Raw genomic sequence first — 22187 nt, 5'->3', positions numbered from 1 at the left:
GTTATTTACAAGCCCATGGGCTTTCTTGACAAAGACTATCTAAGTTATTTTGAGCTTGAATATTTCCTTGATTAGCTGCTTGTAACCATAGTTTATATGTTTTTATTTTATTTGTTTTTACACCTTGCCCATTAAAATATAACACTCCCAAATTAAGTTGAGCACTTGCATAACCTTGATTAGCACTTAATTTATACAATTTAGCAGCTTCCTTGTAGTTTCTGTTGATACCATTTCCAAAATGGTATATAGTACCAAGGTTATATTGAGCCATTAATTCACCTTGATTAGCTGCTAACTTATACCATTTAATAGCTTCTACTTGATTCTTTTTAGTACCCTCACCGTATTGGTACATTAAAGCAAGATTGTATTGAGCACTTGAGTTACCTTGTGTTGCACTTAACTTATACCAATATAGTGCTTTGTGGTAATTCTTTTCAACTCCACGACCTTTATAATATATATCACCAAGATTAAGCTGAGCACTATGGGAACCCTGCCTTGCACTTAGTTCGTACCAGTGAATAGCTTGTTTGTAATTTTTTTCAACTCCTCTTCCGTTTTCATACATTAAAGCAAGGTTATTTTGAGAATGCATAAATCCTTGATTAGCAGCCAACTTGTACCATTTTAAGGCTTCTTTATAGTCTTGGTGTACTTGGCCATATCCATTTTCATAAATATATGCAATATTATGCTGAGCGTCAGCATCTCCTTTATTAGCACTTAATTTGAATAGTCTTAAAGCTTCTACATAGTTACCACTACCATAAGCCTCAGAAGCTTTATCAAAATAATCAGCACATAAGCTATTAATTAATAAAATTGTTATTAGTATATATTTCATTTTGTTCCCTATAGGTAAAATTTTAGAATGATATCAATAATATACTTAACAAGAGTAATATCTAAGCGAAAAGTAAATATAATTAGTAAAATAATTATGATACCTTAAGGAAAATTTATGATACTCAAATCCGAAGTCACACAATTGGAAGCCCTTGTCCTCGGTATTTTGAAAAATTATTTCTCGAATCCAGTATCCGGAGCCACAACAATTTAAACTCCTAAATCATTGAACTTCAACCAACTTTTTTAACATTCGGTGTCATTTCGGTGCTATCAGGTATATAAAATTGGAAGCCTTGCAATTAATATTAAAGACTACTCATCTGCTTTTATCCCACAAGTATATTCATTGCCAAACCTAAAAAAGTTAAGCCTATATATCCAAAAGGATCCTAGAGATTTTCATATGTACAAGAAGTTAAAAATGCTACAAGAACATGATAATATAGATGTAATCGAAATCATATCTGAGGGTTACGAATTACCTATACAGATTAACAGTTTACTTAATAGACAAGGGTTTATAAACTATAAGGCAGAAAGAGATAATTACAATACTTCTTTTACCTTTTCAAAGTGAAAGAAAGCTGGATATGATGAAAATCCACTTTTAAAAATGATTAAAGGCAACCTTCTGAAGTTACCACTCCACTTATATTTGGAACAAAATATAAAATCAATAGTGAGTTTCAATAAAGATTTTCACGATAAATTGTGAGGATTTCTATACCCTCATCTGAGATACGGTATATAATACTAAAACCTTGATACACTAGTTTCCTAGTATTTGGTGCTAATTCCTCACTAGGTCTACCTGCTTGGGGAAAATGACTAAGAGTCTGGGTAATATATTGACGCAATTTTTTTACATAAACAACAGTCGTTTTTTTTGATTCACTTTGTTGATAGATATATTCTGCTAATGCTTCAAGCCTTTGATATGCTTTTTGAGAAAAATTAATTTTCATATTTAGCTAAAACCTTATCAAAAGCTTCTTCAATACTGATAATATCACCTCTTTGGATTTCTTCTATTGACTCTTGTACTTCACGTTTCAAAGCAGCATGAGTTCTATTATATTCATCAAGTGAAATTAATACAACACTTTTATCATTTTTAGTGGTTATGATAATTTCTTCATCATTATCACATGCATCATCAATCAGAGTCTTGAGATTGTTACGGGCATTTGTATAGTTTACAGCTTGCATATTAATCCTTCTGTGTGTTTATATGACAGGTTTCTGTCATTTTAGCATATTTATTCAAAAATTTACACCTTATTCTATTTTGAGCTATATAGTAGACTTTTATATGTCATAAATAGTAATTCCAACACAAAGGATTTATTATGTATGTAAGATATGCAAGAGTTTCAACTTCAAGCCAAAATCTTGAGAATCAAATAGACCAACTTAAAGATGCCGGCTGTGTAAAGATTTTCTCTGAAAAAAATCTGCTAAGAATAAAGCTGATCTCAAACAGTTTAATATCATTATGGACTTTGTTCGTGAAGGAGATATACTATTTATTACAAAGCTTGATAGATTAGCAAGGTCTGTTATAGACCTTCAAAATATTGCTAAGTTTTTAGAAGATAAAAATGTAGATCTCAAAGTCATTCAACAAAACATTGATACTACAACACTAGCAGGAAGATTATTATTTACCATGTTAGGTGCTATTGCAGAGTTTAAGAGAGATCTTATTAACGAGCGAGTTAGAGAAGGAATTGAAGCTGCAAAGAAAAAGGAGTTCAATTTGGAAGAAAAGCTATTCTAGATAGCAAAGAGAAAAATGTCATATATAAAGAACATGAAAAAGGAAAGTCTGTAGCATGGCTATCAAAATTCTTCCATGTTGCTCGTAATACAATCTATAGAGCTATTAAAGATGTAGCTAAAAAGAAATAGTCAATTTGAATGCTTCATAATGTTCTAAAATTCAATGCTATTTGGAACAATGCTCCCGTTACTGATAATTGTTCCAAATATAAGAGGTTGTTGAGTTAAGAACTGTTTCCTTTATATGGGTCATTTCATAATCTTATATTTAACTGGGTAGATGTCACTTAAATGATGATCCAATAATTCATTACATAAACAGGTTAATTGATTGAAATTGACAGTTGCTATAAGTCTTTGTAGAATTATTTTTGAAAACCCTGTAAATACGGTATTTGATGGTATTATCTAGTCTATCAAGTTAGCTCCAGTATCCGGAGCCACAACAAATAAACTCCCTAAAAAACGACATTTCAAAACTTTAAAATCTTATAGTAGCTAATGGATAGCTAAAATATTTTCATTGTACCTCATGTAGAAGAATCACTCGCCAAAATTAATGCCAAGATGAAGAGCTGTCTTAAACTCATCAGTATCGCGTGTCACTGGTTTTCTCATATGTGCCATCTTTTTCAATGGGGTAGCTTTTAGTTTATTTTTAACAATGGAAATGGTATTGCCATAATCCTCATTTTTAATTAACTCAGCAGCAAAAGCACCAAACTTAGTAGCTAATATTCTATCTTGTGCAGAAGGAGTGCCTCCCCTTTGTGTGTGACCGGGAACAGTAACGCGAGTATCAAATCCTAACTTTTGATTAATTTGTTCAGCTAACCTATAAGAGACTGTATGATATTGCATTTTCAATCTGTGTTGTTCAAACTCATGTTTTTTCATTTGAGCCTCTTTGATAGTTTTAGCCCCCTCCGCAATCGCTAATATGGAAAAGTTTTTACCATTTTTCTGTCGCTGCAGTAATGCTTCATATATACTCTCTAATGAGTAAGGAATTTCTGGAATTAAGACAATATCAGCTCCACCTGCTAATCCTGCATACAAAGTAAGCCAGCCGGCCTTATTTCCCATCAGTTCAACAATCATAACCCTATCATGTGAAGATGCCGTCGTATGAATCTTATCAATTACATCAGTTGCTATATCAACTGCAGAGTGGAAACCAAAAGTAAAGTCAGTGCCATAAATGTCATTATCGATTGTCTTGGGAAGACCAATAACATTTAATCCTTCCTCTCGTAATAAGTTTGCATTTTTATGTGTCCCATTTCCACCTAATGTAACCAAGCAGTCTAATTTCATCTTTTTATAGTTTTTAATCATATTGGAGACTTTGTCTATGCCATCCTCTTCAATATTTCGCATATTCCTAAAAGGAGTTCTTTTAGAGCCGAGCATAGTTCCACCAAGTGTTAAAATTCCAGAAAAATCGGATTTTTTCATTTCACGATAATCACCATCAATTAAACCCTTGTAACCGTTGCGAATACCAACAAATTCACAGTCGAACAAGGCATAAGAAGACTTTGCAAGTCCACGAATTGCAGCATTAAGTCCTGGACAATCACCACCACTAGTTAAAATACCAATACGCTTTTTCATTTTATCACCTTTATATTTTCAAATGTTAAATATTTCTAGAACTCATTAAAAGTTGAGTTCATCAAAATCATATCATACTGTTTATTAAATGCTAAGTCATTGTATTATTATAACTGTATCCCTATGAGTTAATATCTACTATTATATAAAAAACAGTTCATTATTTCTCATAACACAATATTAATTATCCTATAATGATATACTCAAAAAGAGGATCAAACATGAAGAAAATAATGATACTAAGTGGTGCTGGACTCTCTGCAGAGAGTGGGATCAGTACATTTAGAGATAGTAATGGTCTTTGGGAAAATCACGATGTTATGAAAGTTTGCTCCACAAAAGGGTGGATAGAAGACCATAAAGCTGTAACAAAGTTTTATAATGAACGCAGACATGAGCTTGAATTTAAAAAACCTAATAATGCACATAAAGTTTTAGCTCAACTTGAAAAGGACTATAGAGGAAGGATTATTCACCTAACTCAAAATATTGATGATCTAATGGAAAAAGCAGGTGCAAAAGAAGTCATTCATCTTCACGGCACATTAACTGATCTTCGCTGTGAAGCTTGTACCAAGATATATAGTATTGGCTACAGAGCTCAAGGTGAAAGTGAAAAATGTCCTAACTGTGGGAATAATAGGGTTCGCCACAATGTAGTTATGTTTGGCGAACATGCACCAAATTATAGTTATCTTAGCCAAGCCATAAAAGAGTGCTCACTTTTCATTGCTATTGGTACTAGCGGAGCTGTGATTGATATTGTCCCTATTGCAAAAGAGTTTAAGAATTCCATTATTATAGACCCCAAACGCCAATCAACTAGAAGTATGTATGACCCCAAACCTCATATTGACGAATACTTTGAGTATTTTATTCAAAAAAAAGCTGGTGAATCTATGGATGAGATGTTGTCAATAGTAGATGAGTACATGAAGAGTAGCTCAAAATATAAACATAAGTAGATGATATTTTAAAATATCTTATTGAAGTAGGTTATATTCAAATAAAAGTGATATTCCATTTGAATCAGTTCTCTCAGAAGAAAAGTTGTTTTTTTCAAGTACCCGAATCGAAGCAATATTGTCTGGTTCCACTCTTGCTAAAATAGTAGAAATTTTATTTTCTTTACACCAATGGATAAAGCCTTCAACAAACTCTGTTGCAAATCCTTGATCCCACATTACTTTAGAAAGCATATATCCTAAACGCAAGTAAGTACCTCTACTTTTGTCACCCACGTTAAAAAAATTAATTAGCCCTATTGGCTTTTTAGTTTCTCTTTCAACAGCTAAAAGTGTTTTAGAATCAGAATCTTGTTCTTGTATCCAGGCTTTAGCTCTTCTCGTGTCATATTTACCTCTCCACATGATGGGAAATGTTTTGGTGACCTCAGGTACTAAAATATTTTCTACAACTTTAACTAAGTCTGGCTGAGCAATATCTTTTGGCTCATAAGAGTGCCATTCTTTTACTATCAGTCTATTTGTGCTGAAATTATAATTCAAGTTGTATTCCTCGTAATACATTATTTATTAGCTTTGCTAAAAAAAATTCGAGAATTATAATTATTTTCTTCTGAAAATACAATAAAAAAATTGATATATCTATGTTTTAGATTAGAGAATAGTGAGATATTTTTTTTGAAGTTTAAAAGTTGTGGCTCCGGATACTGGAGCTAACTTGATAGACTAGATAATACCATCAAATACCGTATTTACAGGGTTTTCAAAAATAATTCTACAAAGACTGAACATATTTCATATGATTATTTAGCACTGAAACAGCACCCAATATCATGACTTCACCTTGACTAATGTTCCAAAACCTACAGAGACTGTGAAAGAACTCAAAGCCACTTATAACGACTAATTAGCTAAAATAGATATGTCATATATCAATGAAAAAGGCTGAAGAATGCCAAACTACAAAGAGGGTTTAAACCGTCATCAACAACTTCTTTTTCCTCCCAGTCTAGATGAGTATGTTGATGAGAATAATCCAGTAAGAGCAATTGAGAGCTATGTTGATAGTATTGATTTAGCTGATTTAGGAGTCTTTACATCTAGTGGTGGTTCTGATGGTCAACCAGCATACCATCCTGCACTACTTTTGAAGATCTATCTCTACGGTTATCTCAATAGTATTCGAAGCTCTAGAAAGCTTGAGCGTGAGATTAAACGTAATGTTGAGATGATGTGGTTATGCGCAGGACTCACTCCTGGATATAAGACCATCGCTAACTTCCGTAAAGATAATCCCAAAGTACTCAAGCAACTTTTTCGTGACTTTGTGATGCTATGTCGTTCTGTAGATTTGATTGATGGTGCAGTAGTTGCTATTGATGGAGCTTTTTTACGTGCTAACGCTTCAAAGAATCAACTGATCTCAGAAAAAGTAACTATAAAAGATATAAAGTCAGTTGATGAGAAGATAACAGAGTATCTAGGTGCACTGGAGTATAGCGATAAGTGTGAGAGCAAAGAGACAACACCAATAGTTAAAATGGAATGTCTAAAGCGACTGAACAAACGCAAAACCAAACTAGATGCTGATCTTAATATCCTTAAAGAGCGTCAAGTAAAACAGTACTGTAAAAGTGATCCTGATGCTACCTTAATGACTAAACCAGCACATCATCTGATAGCCTATAATACACAGATTGCTGTTGATGGCAAATACAAGTTTATTGTAGCTACCAATATCTCCAGCAAAGGAGTTGATCACGATCAGCTCTACCCTATGGCTACCCAGGCCAAAGAAGCTACAGGGAATGAGCAGATAAAGGTCGCAGCTGATGCGGGCTATTTCAGTTCTAAAGAATTAAAGCGATGTATCGATGAAGGGATTGATGTCTATGTCCCCATGCCAGACAAACAGAAGAAGCAGAAAGACAAGGGGAAGTTTCCAAGAGATGCATTTACCTATGATGAAACCGAGGACTGCTATATCTGTCCGAATGACAAAGTGTTGAAGCGACAAAAAACCACCTATGAGAACAAGGGTATTAAGCGTTTTATGTATTATGGCACTCGCTCTGTATGTAAAGTTTGTCCATTGCATTCAGAGTGTATTTCAGATATTGCCAATGCAAAACGTCTGTGGCGCTGGGAACATGAAGCACTCATTACTGAACACCGTACAAAGATGAAAACATCAAAAGCCAAAGCTATGATAAAAGAACGTGCCGCACTTGCAGAACATCCGTTTGGTACAATCAAACAAAAGCTTGGCTGGAGTCATTTTCTGGTGCGTGGCAAAACAAAGGTTGCTGGAGAGAATGCTCTGATTATGCTTACCTATAATTTCAGACGACTATTAAATTTGATTGGGATTACTCTGTTTCAAAAGCTGATAGAAGCACATAAACATGGTAATCTTGAGAGTATCAAGCAAGAAATAGCGGAGTATCTAGCAGTTTTATACTTTATTAGGGCATTTTTTCGTCAAAAAATGAGTTTGAGCGTCTGAAGCTTGAAAAATATTCTTTAGCTCGACTCTTTTTGCTTATATAGGGTTAGTTCTTTCACAGTCTCTACAAGTTGTTATACACAAAGAAGAGTCATAGTTTAGTTGATTAAAATTTATCCAATTATTTATAAGTATTTCTTTTTGTTAGTGCTATACTCTGTGTAAGAACATTAAAAATTTTACTTAATTAAATTTTGTTAATGTATTATTGATGTTTCAAACAGTATAGTGATAGATACTTATTCTTAAAATACAACTATTGAAAGGAAGGTTATATGAATATTTCCTTAAGTTTTAGAATGCGATATACATTAGCTCTCCTTTTGATTGCTTCATTTTCACTCTTATTCTATTTTAGCGTCATTATTTTGATCAAAGACCATGCTAAATATGCCGAAGTTATCAACTTAAGTGGCAAAGAGAGAATGCTTGTTACAAAGATATTACTATATACGACTGAAAGTTTCGACCTCAAAAATTCAAAATATAATGAGCTACTTGAAAAAACAATAAATGAATTTGAACAGAATGAAGTTATTCTTAAAAAAATAGGATATGTCTTTGAACTCAAAGATAAAAAACGGTATATTGAACATGCGAAAAAACTCCTTACCACTCCGTCTAGGATAGAAATTGATAGCTTGGAAAATGAGTATCAAAAGTTATCTGAATCTATCAATAATTTTGTCCTTTCCATTCAAAGAAAGAGTGAAGAGAGCACACATAAAATTGAAAACCTTGAAACTTTAATTTTAATACTTCTCTTAATACTTTTACTTGTTGAGGCTTTCTTTATTTTTCTGCCAGCGGAAAAAGAAATTAAATCGAAGAATAATTCTTTACTCGCAATTAATAAAGACCTTGACAAAAAAGTAAAAATACAGAGTGCCCATATGCTCCAACAGTCTCGATTGGCACAGATGGGAGAGATGATAAGTATGATAGCTCATCAATGGCGACAGCCACTCTCTTCTATCTCCGCAATTACTGGAACGCTGAGTCTTGACATTATGATGGATCAGTATAAAAAAGAATTTTTCCAGGAACGACTGGAGTCGATTAGTTCTCTTTCTCAGTACCTTTCTTCTACGATTGATGATTTTCGTGATTTTTTTAAAGTAAAGCAAGAGGCTCAAGAAACAACCTTGCAGGAAATTGTTGACAGCAGCCTTGAGATAATGGCTCCAATTTTTGATTTAAAGAAAATCAGTATTGAGAAAGAATCCTTACATCCGAACGTTAAGTTAAATACCTATATCAATGAAATTAGACAGGTGGTTTTAAATATCATAAATAACGCGGCGGACGCGATACTTAAAGAGCAAATATTAAGTCCAAAAATATGGATAAGTTCTTACAAAAACGATAATTATGCGATTTTAAGTATCGAAGATAATGCTGGAGGAATTCCCAAGGAATGTGTTTTAAAGATATTTGATCCCTATTTTAGTACTAAATGCGAAAAAGATGGCACTGGCCTAGGACTTTATATGTCTAAGACCATTATAGAAGAGCATTGTAAAGGTAAATTATCTGTTAGTAATACTGAAAATGGAGCGAAATTTATTATTCAGCTGCCACTCTAAACTATTAATATGCTTATTATCTTGATTATGTCTCTTTAAGAATTTTCATTTGTTGGGTTCAGATTTTTTGTTGTTATTCATATGATGATTATATTTTTCTGAGGACTAAACTATGTCAAGCGAAGAGTTAAATTAAGTGAAAACTCAATGGTACTAGAAATACCATATATTAGGGGACTCAACTAAATTTTGCAGAATAAAATATGTTATATTCAGTATTCGAAACGATTTTAAACTTAAACCTCATAAAGTCTTATATTTGGAACAGACTTTCGTAACAAAAAGAATGTTCCAAATAGAACTGGATTTTGGAACATTATGAAGTAGTCAATTTGACTATTTCTTTTTAGCTACATCTTTAATAGCTCTATAGATTGTATTACGAGCAACATGAAAGAATTTTGACAACCATGCTACAGACTTTCCTTTTTCATGTTCTTTATATATGACATTTTTCTCTTTGCTATTTAGAATAGCTTTTCTTCCAAATTGAACTCCTTTTTCTTTGCAGCTTCAATTCCTTCTCGAACGAAGTCCATCATAATATTAAACTGTTCACGATTAGCTTTATTTTTACCAAATCTTTTTTCTGAGAAGATCTTTTTACAGCCGGCATCTTTAAGTAGGTCTATTTGATTCTCAAGATTTTGGCTTAAAGTTGAAACTCTTGCATATCTTACATACATAATAAATCCTTTGTGTTGGAATTACTATTTATGACATATAAAAGTCTACTATATAGCTCAAAATAGAATAAGGTGTAAATTTTTGAATAAATATGCTAAAATGACAGAAACCTGTCATATAAACACACAGAAGGATTAATATGCAAGCTGTAAACTATACAAATGCCCGTAACAATCTCAAGACTCTGATTGATGATGCATGTGATAATGATGAAGAAATTATCATAACCACTAAAAATGATAAAAGTGTTGTATTAATTTCACTTGATGAATATAATAGAACTCATGCTGCTTTGAAACGTGAAGTACAAGAGTCAATAGAAGAAATCCAAAGAGGTGATATTATCAGTATTGAAGAAGCTTTTGATAAGGTTTTAGCTAAATATGAAAATTAATTTTTCTCAAAAAGCATATCAAAGGCTTGAAGCATTAGCAGAATATATCTATCAACAAAGTGAATCAAAAAAAACGACTGTTGTTTATGTAAAAAAATTGCGTCAATATATTACCCAGACTCTTAGTCATTTTCCCCAAGCAGGTAGACCTAGTGAGGAATTAGCACCAAATACTAGGAAACTAGTGTATCAAGGTTTTAGTATTATATACCGTATCTCAGATGAGGGTATAGAAATCCTCACAATTTATCGTGAAAATCTTTATTGAAACTCACTATTGATTTTATATTTTGTTCCAAATATAAGTGGAGTGGTAACTTCAGAAGGTTGCCTTTAATCATTTTTAAAAGTGGATTTTCATCATATCCAGCTTTCTTTCACTTTGAAAAGGTAAAAGAAGTATTGTAATTATCTCTTTCTGCCTTATAGTTTATAAACCCTTGTCTATTAAGTAAACTGTTAATCTGTATAGGTAATTCGTAACCCTCAGATATGATTTCGATTACATCTATATTATCATGTTCTTGTAGCATTTTTAACTTCTTGTACATATGAAAATCTCTAGGATCCTTTTGGATATATAGGCTTAACTTTTTTAGGTTTGGCAATGAATATACTTGTGGGATAAAAGCAGATGAGTAGTCTTTAATATTAATTGCAAGGCTTCCAATTTTATATACCTGATAGCACCGAAATGACACCGAATGTTAAAAAAGTTGGTTGAAGTTCAATGATTTAGGAGTTTAAATTGTTGTGGCTCCGGATACTGGATACAAAATAATATTTTCTTCAAAACTCAGTTAACTCTCGTAATATAGGGCTTTATTTAACCTTTTATATTTTCTCTCTAAAATTTTTACTCTGTAAAGTTATTTATGTCGATACCCAGTTGTGTAAATAGTACCGGATAATAGCCGTAAAAAGTAGATATTATGAACATAAAAGTCTGGGTCTATTATGATTACCCATCTTTTCCTACACTTGCCGGAAATAACGGGAAACAAAGGCTTCTATTTTTGAAATTTTCCTGTTTTTTAGGAAATTAAATGAAGTTTAGTGACCGGTTTTGTGGACGTTTAATATTCTGAAAAGCTCCTATTACTTATATAACATGTGCCAAGCATTTTTTTACAGATAGTGCAATAAAAAAAATTAATCATAATATAAATCAGTTATTTGATTCGTGACCCCTGAAAAACTAAAATATACTACTATTTAGTTTTAGGGGTTTAGTATAGTTATTATGTAAATAGTTCATATTTGCCTTTTACCACAACTGCTGAAACTTGGATTTGATTATTAAATATCGCAAGATTAGCATCATATCCGCTTTTAATATGACCTATACGGTTATCTAATTTAATAAATTCAGCCGGATAAGTAGAAGCCATTCTTAATGCTTCTCCTTTATCAATACCAACATGCTGTATACAGTTTCTAACGGCAGATGCCATATCTAATGAAGACCCAGCGAGGGTATCACCCATTGTAACACATTTACCATTCTTAACAGAAATATTGTAATCACCTATTCTAAAATCGTCACCTTCTCCTCCCACGGGAGGCATAGCATCAGTAACTAAAAAAAGTTTTCGTTTTGCTTTCGCTTTCATAGCGACTCGTACAGAAGCATAACTAGAATGAATACCATCAACAATAATATTTGTCCATGCTTTATCATTATCTAGTGAAGCACCAACAACACCTGGTGCTCTTGATTCTAATGAAGTCATAGCATTATATAAATGTGTAGAACATGAAGCACCAGAAGAAAAAGCATTCATAGCTTCTTCATATGTTGCATTTGTATGCCCTATTGAAATAAATATTCCTTTTTTTTGTAAACTTAATATTAATTCACTTGGTACAACTTCTGGAGCAAGAGTTAGCATAGTAATTCCATTACTAATTTTAGATATCGCTTCTATATCATCAACATTACTTTCACGTATATATTTTTTTTCATGAACACCAGCTTTTGCTTGATTAAGAAATGGACCTTCAAAATGTATTCCTAATACTCCATCTAAGTTAAGACTTAGGCACTTATTAATAGATTCAACAGCTTGTTTCATGCCCTTTAATGAACCTGTAATAAATGTTGGTAAGAAATCCGTTGTACCAAATTTTTTATGTCCATCGTATATTTTTTTAACTGCCTCTATAGTAGGCTCATCATTAAATAAAATTCCATTTCCACCGTTTACTTGTAAATCAATAAAACCTGGGGATATTGTTTTTCCATTTAAATTAATAATTTCAATTGATTTATCCAATTCCTCTTCAGGGATTAATCCATGGATTTTCTCTCCATCAATAACTAAAGCTTTATTATAAATAAATTCACTACCGTTAAAAATATCACAATTTACAAATGCATACATCATACTATCTCCTCTTTTATATAACGATCATATACTTCACGACATGGACTCCCGTAGCAAACCATATTACTGTTAAGACTTTTAGTAACTATTGAACCTGCTCCAATAATAGAATTCTCACCAAGTTGAGTACCATCTAAAATTACACAACGAGCTCCTATCCATACTCCATCATCGATTTGTATTCCTTTCGCAATCTCACCTTGAAATCTTATATGGTCATTCATGCCTGAAAAAATATGTCCTGCGGCAGAGATATAGGAATGGCCTGCAATTATTACTGCATTACCAATTATTAATCCTCCGTGCCCAGCTAAAATAGAGTACTCTCCAATAGTGGATCTGTCATGTATAGTTATCTTTCCATCATAGGATCTTAACACACAACCATATTTTAATTTAGATCGATATCCTATTCGTATCGTTCCTCCTTGACCTAAGTCAATTAAAACATTGTCTTCTATTACGGCATGTGCTTCTATATGTAAGGAACCATTACCAATAATTTTCGCATTCTTTGATACAAAAGCATCTTTATCTATATATCTCATATCACTCTCTTTCATCATTATTAATAAACCATTTTTTAATAGGTAATGCTAACAATGCTCCAATTGCTCCCATTATAGCAATATGAGAGGGCCATGCATCGATAAATACTATTTTAATTAATGAAATACTATATTCTGGTCCAAGGTTATACAAAGGTACAATAATAATACTTAATAAAATATATCCAAATAATAGTGAAATGGACATATATGTCGTACTAAGTCTTGAGATCTTTGACTTCTTTAAAAGCTTAATTTTCAATTCATTTGATTTATTTATTAAGTTAGTATTTTCGTCTTTCATTTCGTTCAGTATAGATAAAGCTTGTCGACTATCAGAAATAGAAGATATTTTATTCTTGTTTTTTGTTATAAATTTAATAAGTTCATTTACTGGAAGACTAATAAGTTCTTCATATCTGAATAGTGCATTAATACATTTAACCGTTGTGCTAGCTTTTCCATCCCAAGGATAACATTCATTATTTACATTCACAGTAGCACTTTGTAAACTATTCTGGATATAGTTTACTCCATTATAGATTATGTTTTCGATACTAGCTTTATCTAATTTATCAAGTTGAATATGTAATAAAATATCGATAAGTACACTTATTGATGTCGCCGTAGTAGCTAAATCAATCCAGGAACCATTTTCTTTTTGTTTATCTTTCAACAGAAAAATTAATTTTAATAAAAAATTAGTATTATTCGAAGCTATCATTGCCTTAAGATATACTATTATGTCAATTTCACTTAAGCTATCAAAGTCTATACCTTTGAATATATTTTCAACTAATTCATTTATTACTGCTGATTCAATTTTTAATTCTATTATAATTAAGTATGCCTGAAGTTGTTCCCTGGATTCATATTCTGAAATCCTTTCTTTTATCCACTGAAAAGTCTCTTCTGTCTTATACGATGTAATACCTAGATGTATCCCACGTATCCATAGTAGTGCACATGTTGCACCAAAAACTTCGTCATAAGAACCATTTTTATCATGTTTAGACATTAAAATTAATACTTTAGAAATAAATTGCTTATAGGAACTTTGTAATCTATCTAGATTATTCAATATTTGTAATGTTTCTATAGTGCTCCAGAAACTTCCATCTATGTATCCTGTATGTAATTCTGACTGTATCTTTAATTCTGCAGCATATAACAACTCTTGCGCTGAACGTTCTCTACCAAAAACTGAAAAACTACTAAAATCACCATCCGTATCTTTAATACTAATAAGTTTTAACTTTCCTTCATTTACTTTTTCCTTGACGTTTTTGGACAAATTTGATGGCAATTCAGACAAACTGATATTAGGACCCAAAAGTAATATATTATGGATGTTATTAAGAATACTGTTCGTCAATATTTCTAACTGATCACTTATATTGTAATTTCTAAAAGGAGTTTTTTTTGACCTTAAGATACTCATAAAATATTCAAATGATCTATTTGTATTATCATAACTAGATAATATTGCTGTACTATGCTTCCCTTCAACAACGTAAGTCAATATATTTTGTAAAACATCTTCTTGTTTTTGCCAATCTAGGGTTAAAGCACTTAGCACAATGCGACCTTGATCTGGTTTTCTTGAGTTAATAATTAATGGACGGAAATTCTCATCAGTACTCAGGTCATTAATCAATATTTCCCAATCTGACAAATTAACATTAGACCAATAATGCCAATAAATTCCAGGTAAACTTTTATACTCCAATGCTATTCTTTTAATATTTTGAGGGTTTATTTTGTTTGGATACAAACAGAGGTTATGTTTTTCAGCCTTAAAACCAAAAGAAATATTACCATCAGCTGATTTTTCCCCTGGCAAACGTTTGACTGCTGATACATTATTTAAATATTCTGGTAAAAACATTAAAGAAGAATTTTTCTCACTAGCAAGCCTCAATTGATGCATACATAAACATCCTCGTCCACCATTACTCTGAATCCAAGTTTGGAATATATTTATAAAATAATTTTTTTCAAATTCCTCACGTATTGTTTTATCATTAAAGGAATTAGAACCTATGATAATTGCATCATATTTATCATCTGATAATGCTAAACCTAAATTATCAATATTATCTGCTGTATATAATTCTAATTGATAACCAAAGTTTTTAATTAATGTTCTAGCATCAGCATAACCATAATGGAGCATTTCAGACTGGTTTTGAATTAGTGCAACTTTATACATAATACCACTCCCTTCTCAATTAGTATGCTCAAACTTTTTACATATTTTTAGTAGCAAAAATATAATTAATATACTGTAAAAATCAAAATATTGCAAATTTTTATATCTTATTTTAAATAATTATTTTATAGTAGCTCGCATTTATTTCGATATAATATCCAAAAATTATAAAAGATATAGATGGCCTCAATTAATTTAAAAAATAAACTTGCTATTCAGGAAAAGGTATATTGTAAATGCATGTAATAAATTCAAAAAATAAACGAATAAATCCATTTGATTTAATGGATGAAGATTTTGATATTGAAGTTATTGCAAAAACACTTTCTAGGATATGTCGTTTTTGGTCTCAAACAGATATTTTCTATTCAGTTGCGCAGCATTGTTTAATAATGGATCAGTATTTCCAGCAGCATTATCAAGGAGATTATGATAAAAATTTATTATCAAAAATGTCTCTTATCCATGAAGTATTTGAAGGCATGACAGGACTTGATATACCTACTCCATATAAACATTTATTTCCGGAATATATAAAGTCAGAAAAAATAGCAATACAAAAGATAAGTAAAATATATAATATTCCATATCCATTTCCTGAAGAGTTTAAAGAAATAGATAAAGCAATAATGGTTACAGAAGCAAATGCTTATTTACACAATAATGATTATTGGCAAAATATTGCAGATCCATTACCTGTAGTCTTACCAACAAAATTTATTTCCCATAAAGAAATTGAAGTTAACTTTATAAATCGATGGGAAATATTATTTGAAATTCAAAAAAAATAATTTTCCTAAAATAGATTCATCCCTTTTGTGTATATTATGAAAGTAAATATAATAATTGACGTTTTACGTGCATTTACTGTTTCGCATATTGCTTTTATTAAAGGTGTTGAGCGCATATATTTAGTAGCAAACAAATCTTTAGCATTTGGAATGAAAGAGAAAAATCCAGAATATATTTTATGTGGTGAAGAACATGGATTACTTATTCATGGATTTGACTTAGATAATTCCCCTACAAATATAATTTCTAAAGAATTATCTGGTGAAATATTAGTTCAAAAAACAACAAATGGTACAAAAGTAACATTAGATAATTTAGATGCAGATAGAATATTTGTAACAGGATATAGTAATAGTAAAACATTAGTAAAATACTTACATACTATAAATATAAACTACCTAAATATTATACCTTCTCGTCAAAAGGATGATGACTTAGCAGTTAAAGATTATATTGAAAGATTATATAAACATAAGAGTTTATCAACCATAGATATTATTCAACGTATTACAGATAGCGATATAGCTATGAAGTTCTTCAATGATAAACGATTTAATCCCAAAGACATTGTTTATTCAACAACTAATTTTGATACAAATTTTATAATGGAAATCAAATCCGATGAAAGAAACAATGTATATATACAAAAAATTACTATGAAGGACTATTATTGAATATATATTTAGAAAGCCGTTTTAAAAAGCCAAGAGTTGAGGGCTTAAATATGATTATTGACACGGGCTATTCTACTAGTTATTTTAAAGACTTAATTGAATCGTTTAATGAGCATATAGATTTTGTAAAATTTGGATGGGGCACCTGTTTGGTTTCTCCAAATATTGATAAAAAGATTGAAATTTTGAAGCTTTTCAATATAGACTATTTTTTTGGGGGAACACTATTTGAATATTTTTATAGTAAAAATCAATTAAATGAATTTGTCAATTATTGCAATATAAAAAATTGCAAATATATAGAAGTTTCAAATGGTACTATTGACTTATCAAACACTGAGAAGGCCAGTATTGTTTCAGATTTAAAAAATGAATTTAATGTTTTTAGCGAGGTTGGATATAAAGACAATTTACGTTCAACAAGGTTTGATGCTGAGCAATGGATTAATTATATTAAGCAAGATATTGATGCAGGTGCAACTAAAGTTATAATCGAGACAAGAGAAAGTGGTAAAGGTGGTATTTGTAACACTGATGGTAGTATAAAAGAAGATGTTTTTGAAAAAATACTTGCTTCTGACATAGATTTAGATAAAATTATTTTTGAAGCACCTACTAAATTTTTACAACAATACTTTATTAATAATACACACACTAATGTGAATTTAGGGAACATAGATTTTAATGATATTATATCATTGGAGACCCTAAGACATGGTTTAAGATCAGATACATTTTTTAAATAAAGAAAGGAAGCAATACATGAGAAATAGTAGTAATGTATTTCATCTGGCAATACCATGCAAAGATCTAGATGAAACATTCCATTTTTATATCGTAAAGCTTGGTTGTAAATTAGCACGAAGGTATAATGATAGAATAACTATTGACTTTTTTGGAGATCAGGTTGTATGCCATTTATCTCCTGAAAATATTGATAAAGATCCTCAGATGTATCCTAGGCATTTTGGAGTTACCTTTTTTGAAAAAAAAGATTACGATAATGTATTGAAACTTGCAAAAGAAAGGGAATTAACATTTTTTCATGATGAGTTTATTAGATTCAAAGGTCAAGTAGAAGAACATTTAACATTTTTTTTAAAAGATCCTTCAAATAACATTTTAGAATTTAAATACTATTACGATCATCGAATGATGTATTAAATTTAAGTAGTAAATTTTTTTCTATTTCTTTTAAAGGCATTTACTTTTTATATTTCGTATAAATAGCATATCAAAGACATGAAAAAACAACAAAGGAAAACAAATGCCAAGTTATCTTAACAACTATGGTAATAATAAAAACAATATTGATAAAATAGTTAAAATTATTAAACTAATATCAGTTGACCCTCAGTATTGTGATATAAATAATGATTAGTGTAATTGGCAATATGGAAATTAATAGTATGGTGTTAATTTAGTAATATGAAATCAATTTATGTTAATTCTCCCTATTTACCTGATCAAAAAAAATATATGAAATATATTGATAAAATATATAATTCCAAGCACTTAACAAATAATGGTCCTTTGGTGCAGGAACTAGAAAAAAGATTGGCAGAATATCTTGGTGTAAAAAGTATAATTCTTGTTGCGAACGGGACTTTGGCTTTACAAATTGCATACAAGGCCTTAGGATTGGAAGGTGAAGCAATAACAACTCCTTTTAGTTTTGTTGCTACAACTAATTCTTTAAAGTGGGAGCATATTACTCCAAAGTTTTCTGATATAAATCATAAATCACTAAACTTGGATCCAACAAATATTGAACATCTTATTACAAAGAGTACTTCAGCAATTGTACCAGTTCATATTTTTGGTAATCCTTGTGAAGTTGAGTCAATTGAAAAGATTGCTAAACAGTACAATTTAAAAACTATTTATGATGGAGCACATGCATTTGGAGTTAACTACAAAGACAAAAGTATACTTACACATGGCGATATTTCTACTCTTAGTTTCCATGCTACCAAAGTGTTTCATACTATTGAAGGTGGTGCAATAATAGTTAATGAGAATAAACAGCTAGAATTACAAATAAGAGAAATAATTAATTTTGGACTAGACGGTAATGGAAATCATTCAAATATTGGTATTAATGCAAAAATGAATGAATTTGAAGCAGCTATGGGCCTATGTGTACTCGATGAGATTGACACTATCATTTCTAAAAAAGAAATGGCATATAATTACTACTATGAAAACTTAAAAGATTATGTTGTTTTTCAAGAAAAAAATAAAAATTCAACTAAAAATTATAGTTTTTGTTCAATATTATTTGAAAATGAAAAATATGTAATTGAAGTAATGAAGAAGTTAACAGAAAAATCAATATATCCTAAGCGATACTTTTACCCATCACTTAATACATTGAAATTTAATAATACAAATCAAATTTGTGATATATCTGAGGATATATCAACTAGAATACTTTGTTTACCTATGGGAGATGATTTAGATATTGGCAGTATGAATAAAGTTATTGATACTATAATAAGTACTATAAAATAACTTTTTTATATGATTATTATCTCTACCTTTCAGTTGAGAACAATTAACTATTGGATATTGTCAGTGAAATTTTAAATATAAAAATCAAGAATAAGAATGTTAAATAGATTCTCAGGTGGTAAATATAATGCATAAAAAATTTAAATTTAAAATAGACGACAAGCAATTTTCTTTTAATGCTGAAGGGTCGCCACCTCTTAAATATGGAATACAAGAAAGACTCTCTAATGAAAGAACAGATTTGACCTTTGGTCAGGAGTGGTATGAAAAAGGATTTAAGATATTCCCTTTCCTAGGCAAAACAGAATTCAATTCTCTCTATTCTGGAATCTCAAATTGTGTAAGGTCAATACTTAGCGAGAAGGGTATTGAAGTTACAAATTTTCAGTTGAATAAATACCATCGCTTTTTACCTGATAATAATTCACACTATGAAGTTGTAAATAAAACAAGAGATCTGTTTTCATCAGATTTTGATTTTAACACAGCTGTCTTTTACAAGAAACTAAGTGAACTAGTTGGGTTTGAACTAACTGATATTAATCCGAATAATGAAAAAAAAATGCATATTATCATTAGAATAAATAGACCAAGGTCAAATGATTTTAATCCACCTCATAAAGATATTCATGAAAGTTTTGATAGAGATAAGAATGTATACAAGTTTATAAATTTTTGGATTCCAATTTGTGGTGTTAGTTTGAAATCTTCTTTACCACTTGTTTCTGGAAGTCATCTTTTACCAGAAGATAAAATACTAAGGACATTTGAGGGTGGAGTTATCCAAAAGAAAAAGTATAATGTTCGTAATATCGTTAGCTGGGATGGGCGGAATGATTTACGTAGGGAAGACATAAGATATGGAAATGTACTAATCTTTTCATCACATTTAATTCATGGGTGTGCAATCAATGATCAGGATGAAGAAACACGTGTTGCATTGGAGTTTAGGTTATTTAAGAAATAAGTATCAGTTCTAGTAAAAGTAACTGTTTTTCCAGCACCTCTATCAATCGTTGAGAGTCTATGTATTATTATGAATCACGAATGATATACTAAGTAGAGGTGAGCTGTTTTAAATTAGAGAGAGATTCTGTGATTGACTTTCTATCAATCTTCATAGTTTGAGTGAAAGGTATCTCCTCTATGGTATAAATTTCATGAGGAATCTCGTATTGCTCAAGTGATGCATTAAGTTTTATTAGGATATTTCTTCGTGAAAGATTGGAATCCCCTTTTATTACTAATACAATTAAATTTCCAAATAGTGCATGCCTTTTAGAGGTTATAACTAAAAATTCAATATTTAAGATACCTGATATTTTGTTTTCAAGATATTTTAGTGCAACTTTATTACCACCAACCTTAATCTCATCGTTTGTTCTTCCTGCCAATACTGTATGGTAATTATCTAATAAAATAGTATCTTTTGTATTAAACCATTCATTATTCACTATAAATTTATTATCAATAATATATCCATAAAATAAAAAATCTGCTTTAACAACAATAGTGTCATTTTCTATCTTTACATTAGAGCCAGATATGCTTTCACCAATTTGTTTTCTATTGTTTATAGGTGTGGTTCCATCTATTCTATTGACAAAAAGACGTCCTCCTAGCTCTGCTAAGCCATAGACATTAAATACTATAATGTCAATGTATTTATTTATAATTTTATCTATTATGAGATCATTTAGTATATCCCCTGATGAAAAAAAAAGTCTCGGCTTATATTTATCATTATTAATAGAACCAAAAGCTGTAATCAAATGCATGGGAGACCCAACAATTGAAAGATCAGGATGTTTTTGAATATACTTATCAATATTGGAAGTATTTTTATAGTCATCAAAAATAAGTTGAGAATTTGATATAAAATGTACTAGGAAATGACTTAATGCACTCACCAAATATGGCTTTAAATAGCTTATAGATGTATAGTTTGATTGTGAAATTTTTTCAAAAACACTATAGGCATTTTTGATAAAATTCTCTTTCTTATGAAGTATACCTTTTGGTTTACCAGTGCTACCAGATGAAAATAATACCGTGTCACCAATAGCATTTTCTAATTTACAAAAGTTTTTATTTTCTTTAATAATGATTTGATTATTCTCCAATAAACATGAATACTTATAAAAAGAGATAAGTTCTTTATCTAAAAGTAAGTCTTTTGTTGGAAAAATCACTTTTTTATCACTAACCCATAATGCAAAAAGGAGTATATAGAAGTGTATAGGATTCTCATCATATATAAGAATAAAATCATCTAAAAAATCATATTGCTTAAATTCCTCAGCATAGAATAAAACTTTTTCACGAAACTCAATTTGAGAAATAGATTCTCCATTATAAGAAATTAATAGACTTGATGAGGAAAAAAATAGTAAATATTGTAAAGTATTATTATTCATATAGTTTAATTAGATCATAAATTTTATTAATTGTCCCAAAGTTATCAAGAGTAACATTTTCAGGATTAATTTGGATATTAAATTCTCTTTCTATAAATAGCATTATATGCAAGACATTCAATGAATCAAGAAGTCCATCTTTCCCAAAAATTTCTTGGTTATAATTAATTACATCTTTCTTTGATAATAAAGAAACTTCTTGTATAATTTTGTTTAAAATTAAATCGCTATTCATATATATCCTAGTATTA

Annotated in this window: 22 protein-coding genes and 1 pseudogene; 12 read left to right on the top strand and 11 right to left on the bottom strand. The window is 30.4% G+C overall.

Annotated features, from left to right (window positions below):
• Position 1: 1 nt before the first annotated feature.
• From GJV85_RS03700 to GJV85_RS03690, 3 genes are all read right to left on the bottom strand, one after another.
• Entirely contained in the window at positions 2–850 is an 849-nt protein-coding gene (locus tag GJV85_RS03700; RefSeq protein WP_207562529.1) for an SEL1-like repeat protein, read from the bottom strand.
• 691 nt (positions 851–1541) lie between these two features.
• Positions 1542–1820, bottom strand: a complete 279-nt coding sequence (locus tag GJV85_RS03695; protein ID WP_207562523.1) for a type II toxin-antitoxin system RelE/ParE family toxin — start codon at positions 1818–1820, stop codon at positions 1542–1544.
• Complete coding sequence (locus tag GJV85_RS03690) at positions 1810–2064, bottom strand: type II toxin-antitoxin system Phd/YefM family antitoxin (protein WP_207562524.1); 255 nt, start codon at positions 2062–2064, stop codon at positions 1810–1812. The genes GJV85_RS03695 and GJV85_RS03690 overlap by 11 nt, the downstream gene beginning before the upstream one ends.
• 140 nt (positions 2065–2204) lie before the next feature.
• Between GJV85_RS03690 and GJV85_RS03685 the strand changes: the two are divergent.
• Positions 2205–2635 (top strand): annotated as a pseudogene (locus GJV85_RS03685) (recombinase family protein).
• Positions 2636–3180: 545 nt separating this feature from the next.
• Here GJV85_RS03685 and GJV85_RS03680 read toward each other — a convergent pair.
• The gene (locus tag GJV85_RS03680) at positions 3181–4254 is read right to left on the bottom strand and encodes a 6-phosphofructokinase (protein WP_207562528.1); all 1074 of its coding nucleotides are present in this window, start codon (positions 4252–4254) and stop codon (positions 3181–3183) included.
• 221 nt (positions 4255–4475) lie between these two features.
• On the opposite strand from GJV85_RS03680, the gene GJV85_RS03675 reads away from it, so the two are divergent.
• Entirely contained in the window at positions 4476–5219 is a 744-nt protein-coding gene (locus GJV85_RS03675) for an SIR2 family NAD-dependent protein deacylase (protein WP_207562527.1), read from the top strand.
• An 18-nt stretch (positions 5220–5237) separates the two neighbouring features.
• On the opposite strand, the gene GJV85_RS03670 is transcribed toward GJV85_RS03675, so the two are convergent.
• Entirely contained in the window at positions 5238–5762 is a 525-nt protein-coding gene (locus tag GJV85_RS03670; RefSeq protein WP_207562526.1) for a GNAT family N-acetyltransferase, read from the bottom strand.
• 409 nt (positions 5763–6171) lie between these two features.
• Here GJV85_RS03670 and GJV85_RS03665 point away from each other — a divergent pair, with 409 nt between their 5' ends.
• Both GJV85_RS03665 and GJV85_RS03660 read left to right on the top strand, forming a co-directional pair.
• Positions 6172–7725: an IS1182 family transposase gene (locus tag GJV85_RS03665; RefSeq protein WP_207562525.1), complete on the top strand. Its 1554-nt coding sequence runs from the start codon at positions 6172–6174 to the stop codon at positions 7723–7725.
• Between the two features lie 275 nt (positions 7726–8000).
• Positions 8001–9311, top strand: coding sequence for a sensor histidine kinase (locus tag GJV85_RS03660; protein ID WP_242689827.1), 1311 nt, complete (start codon positions 8001–8003; stop codon positions 9309–9311).
• Positions 9312–9778: 467 nt separating this feature from the next.
• On the opposite strand, the gene GJV85_RS13655 is transcribed toward GJV85_RS03660, so the two are convergent.
• Positions 9779–9997, bottom strand: coding sequence for a recombinase family protein (locus GJV85_RS13655; RefSeq protein WP_242689826.1), 219 nt, complete (start codon positions 9995–9997; stop codon positions 9779–9781).
• 140 nt (positions 9998–10137) lie between these two features.
• On the opposite strand from GJV85_RS13655, the gene GJV85_RS03650 reads away from it, so the two are divergent.
• On the top strand, positions 10138–10392 hold the full coding sequence (locus GJV85_RS03650) for a type II toxin-antitoxin system Phd/YefM family antitoxin (protein WP_207562524.1): 255 nt from the start codon (positions 10138–10140) through the stop codon (positions 10390–10392).
• Positions 10382–10660 (top strand): type II toxin-antitoxin system RelE/ParE family toxin, encoded by a 279-nt coding sequence (locus tag GJV85_RS03645; RefSeq protein WP_207562523.1) that lies wholly within the window; start codon positions 10382–10384, stop codon positions 10658–10660. The genes GJV85_RS03650 and GJV85_RS03645 overlap by 11 nt, the downstream gene beginning before the upstream one ends.
• 973 nt (positions 10661–11633) lie before the next feature.
• Here GJV85_RS03645 and nagA read toward each other — a convergent pair.
• The 3 genes from nagA to GJV85_RS03630 are packed head-to-tail and all read right to left on the bottom strand — an operon-like array spanning position 11634 to position 15539.
• Positions 11634–12779 (bottom strand): N-acetylglucosamine-6-phosphate deacetylase, encoded by a 1146-nt coding sequence (nagA, locus tag GJV85_RS03640; protein WP_207562522.1) that lies wholly within the window; start codon positions 12777–12779, stop codon positions 11634–11636.
• Positions 12776–13327, bottom strand: a complete 552-nt coding sequence (locus GJV85_RS03635) for an acyltransferase (protein ID WP_207562521.1) — start codon at positions 13325–13327, stop codon at positions 12776–12778. Before GJV85_RS03635 ends, nagA begins: the two co-directional genes overlap by 4 nt.
• A 1-nt stretch (position 13328) precedes the next feature.
• Positions 13329–15539 carry a hypothetical protein gene (locus GJV85_RS03630; RefSeq protein ID WP_207562520.1) on the bottom strand — a complete coding sequence of 737 codons (2211 nt, stop codon included), beginning with the start codon at positions 15537–15539 and terminating at the stop codon, positions 13329–13331.
• Between the two features lie 236 nt (positions 15540–15775).
• Here GJV85_RS03630 and GJV85_RS03625 point away from each other — a divergent pair, with 236 nt between their 5' ends.
• The 6 genes from GJV85_RS03625 (at position 15776) to GJV85_RS03600 (ending at position 20486) form a co-directional block, all read left to right on the top strand.
• Positions 15776–16330, top strand: coding sequence for an HD domain-containing protein (locus GJV85_RS03625; protein ID WP_207562519.1), 555 nt, complete (start codon positions 15776–15778; stop codon positions 16328–16330).
• A 36-nt stretch (positions 16331–16366) separates the two neighbouring features.
• On the top strand, positions 16367–17005 hold the full coding sequence (locus GJV85_RS03620; RefSeq protein ID WP_207562518.1) for a 2-phosphosulfolactate phosphatase: 639 nt from the start codon (positions 16367–16369) through the stop codon (positions 17003–17005).
• The gene (locus GJV85_RS03615; protein WP_207562517.1) at positions 17002–17751 is read left to right on the top strand and encodes a phosphosulfolactate synthase; all 750 of its coding nucleotides are present in this window, start codon (positions 17002–17004) and stop codon (positions 17749–17751) included. The genes GJV85_RS03620 and GJV85_RS03615 overlap by 4 nt, the downstream gene beginning before the upstream one ends.
• Positions 17752–17767: 16 nt before the next feature.
• Entirely contained in the window at positions 17768–18169 is a 402-nt protein-coding gene (locus GJV85_RS03610; RefSeq protein WP_207562516.1) for a VOC family protein, read from the top strand.
• A gap of 264 nt (positions 18170–18433) precedes the next feature.
• Positions 18434–19519 carry a DegT/DnrJ/EryC1/StrS family aminotransferase gene (locus GJV85_RS03605; protein ID WP_207562515.1) on the top strand — a complete coding sequence of 362 codons (1086 nt, stop codon included), beginning with the start codon at positions 18434–18436 and terminating at the stop codon, positions 19517–19519.
• 127 nt (positions 19520–19646) lie between these two features.
• Entirely contained in the window at positions 19647–20486 is an 840-nt protein-coding gene (locus tag GJV85_RS03600) for a 2OG-Fe(II) oxygenase family protein (protein ID WP_207562514.1), read from the top strand.
• A gap of 88 nt (positions 20487–20574) precedes the next feature.
• Here GJV85_RS03600 and GJV85_RS03595 read toward each other — a convergent pair whose 3' ends face one another.
• Both GJV85_RS03595 and GJV85_RS03590 read right to left on the bottom strand, forming a co-directional pair.
• A complete protein-coding gene (locus GJV85_RS03595) occupies positions 20575–21936 on the bottom strand; it encodes an AMP-binding protein (protein WP_207562513.1) in 1362 nt (453 codons plus the stop codon).
• The gene (locus GJV85_RS03590; protein ID WP_207562512.1) at positions 21929–22171 is read right to left on the bottom strand and encodes an acyl carrier protein; all 243 of its coding nucleotides are present in this window, start codon (positions 22169–22171) and stop codon (positions 21929–21931) included. The genes GJV85_RS03595 and GJV85_RS03590 overlap by 8 nt, the downstream gene beginning before the upstream one ends.
• Positions 22172–22187 lie beyond the last annotated feature (16 nt).

Origin of the sequence: Sulfurimonas aquatica (assembly GCF_017357825.1) — a bacterium.
In the GTDB taxonomy this organism is placed as follows: Bacteria; Campylobacterota; Campylobacteria; order Campylobacterales; family Sulfurimonadaceae; genus Sulfurimonas; species Sulfurimonas aquatica.
This window is presented reverse-complemented; position numbering and strand designations above follow the sequence as displayed.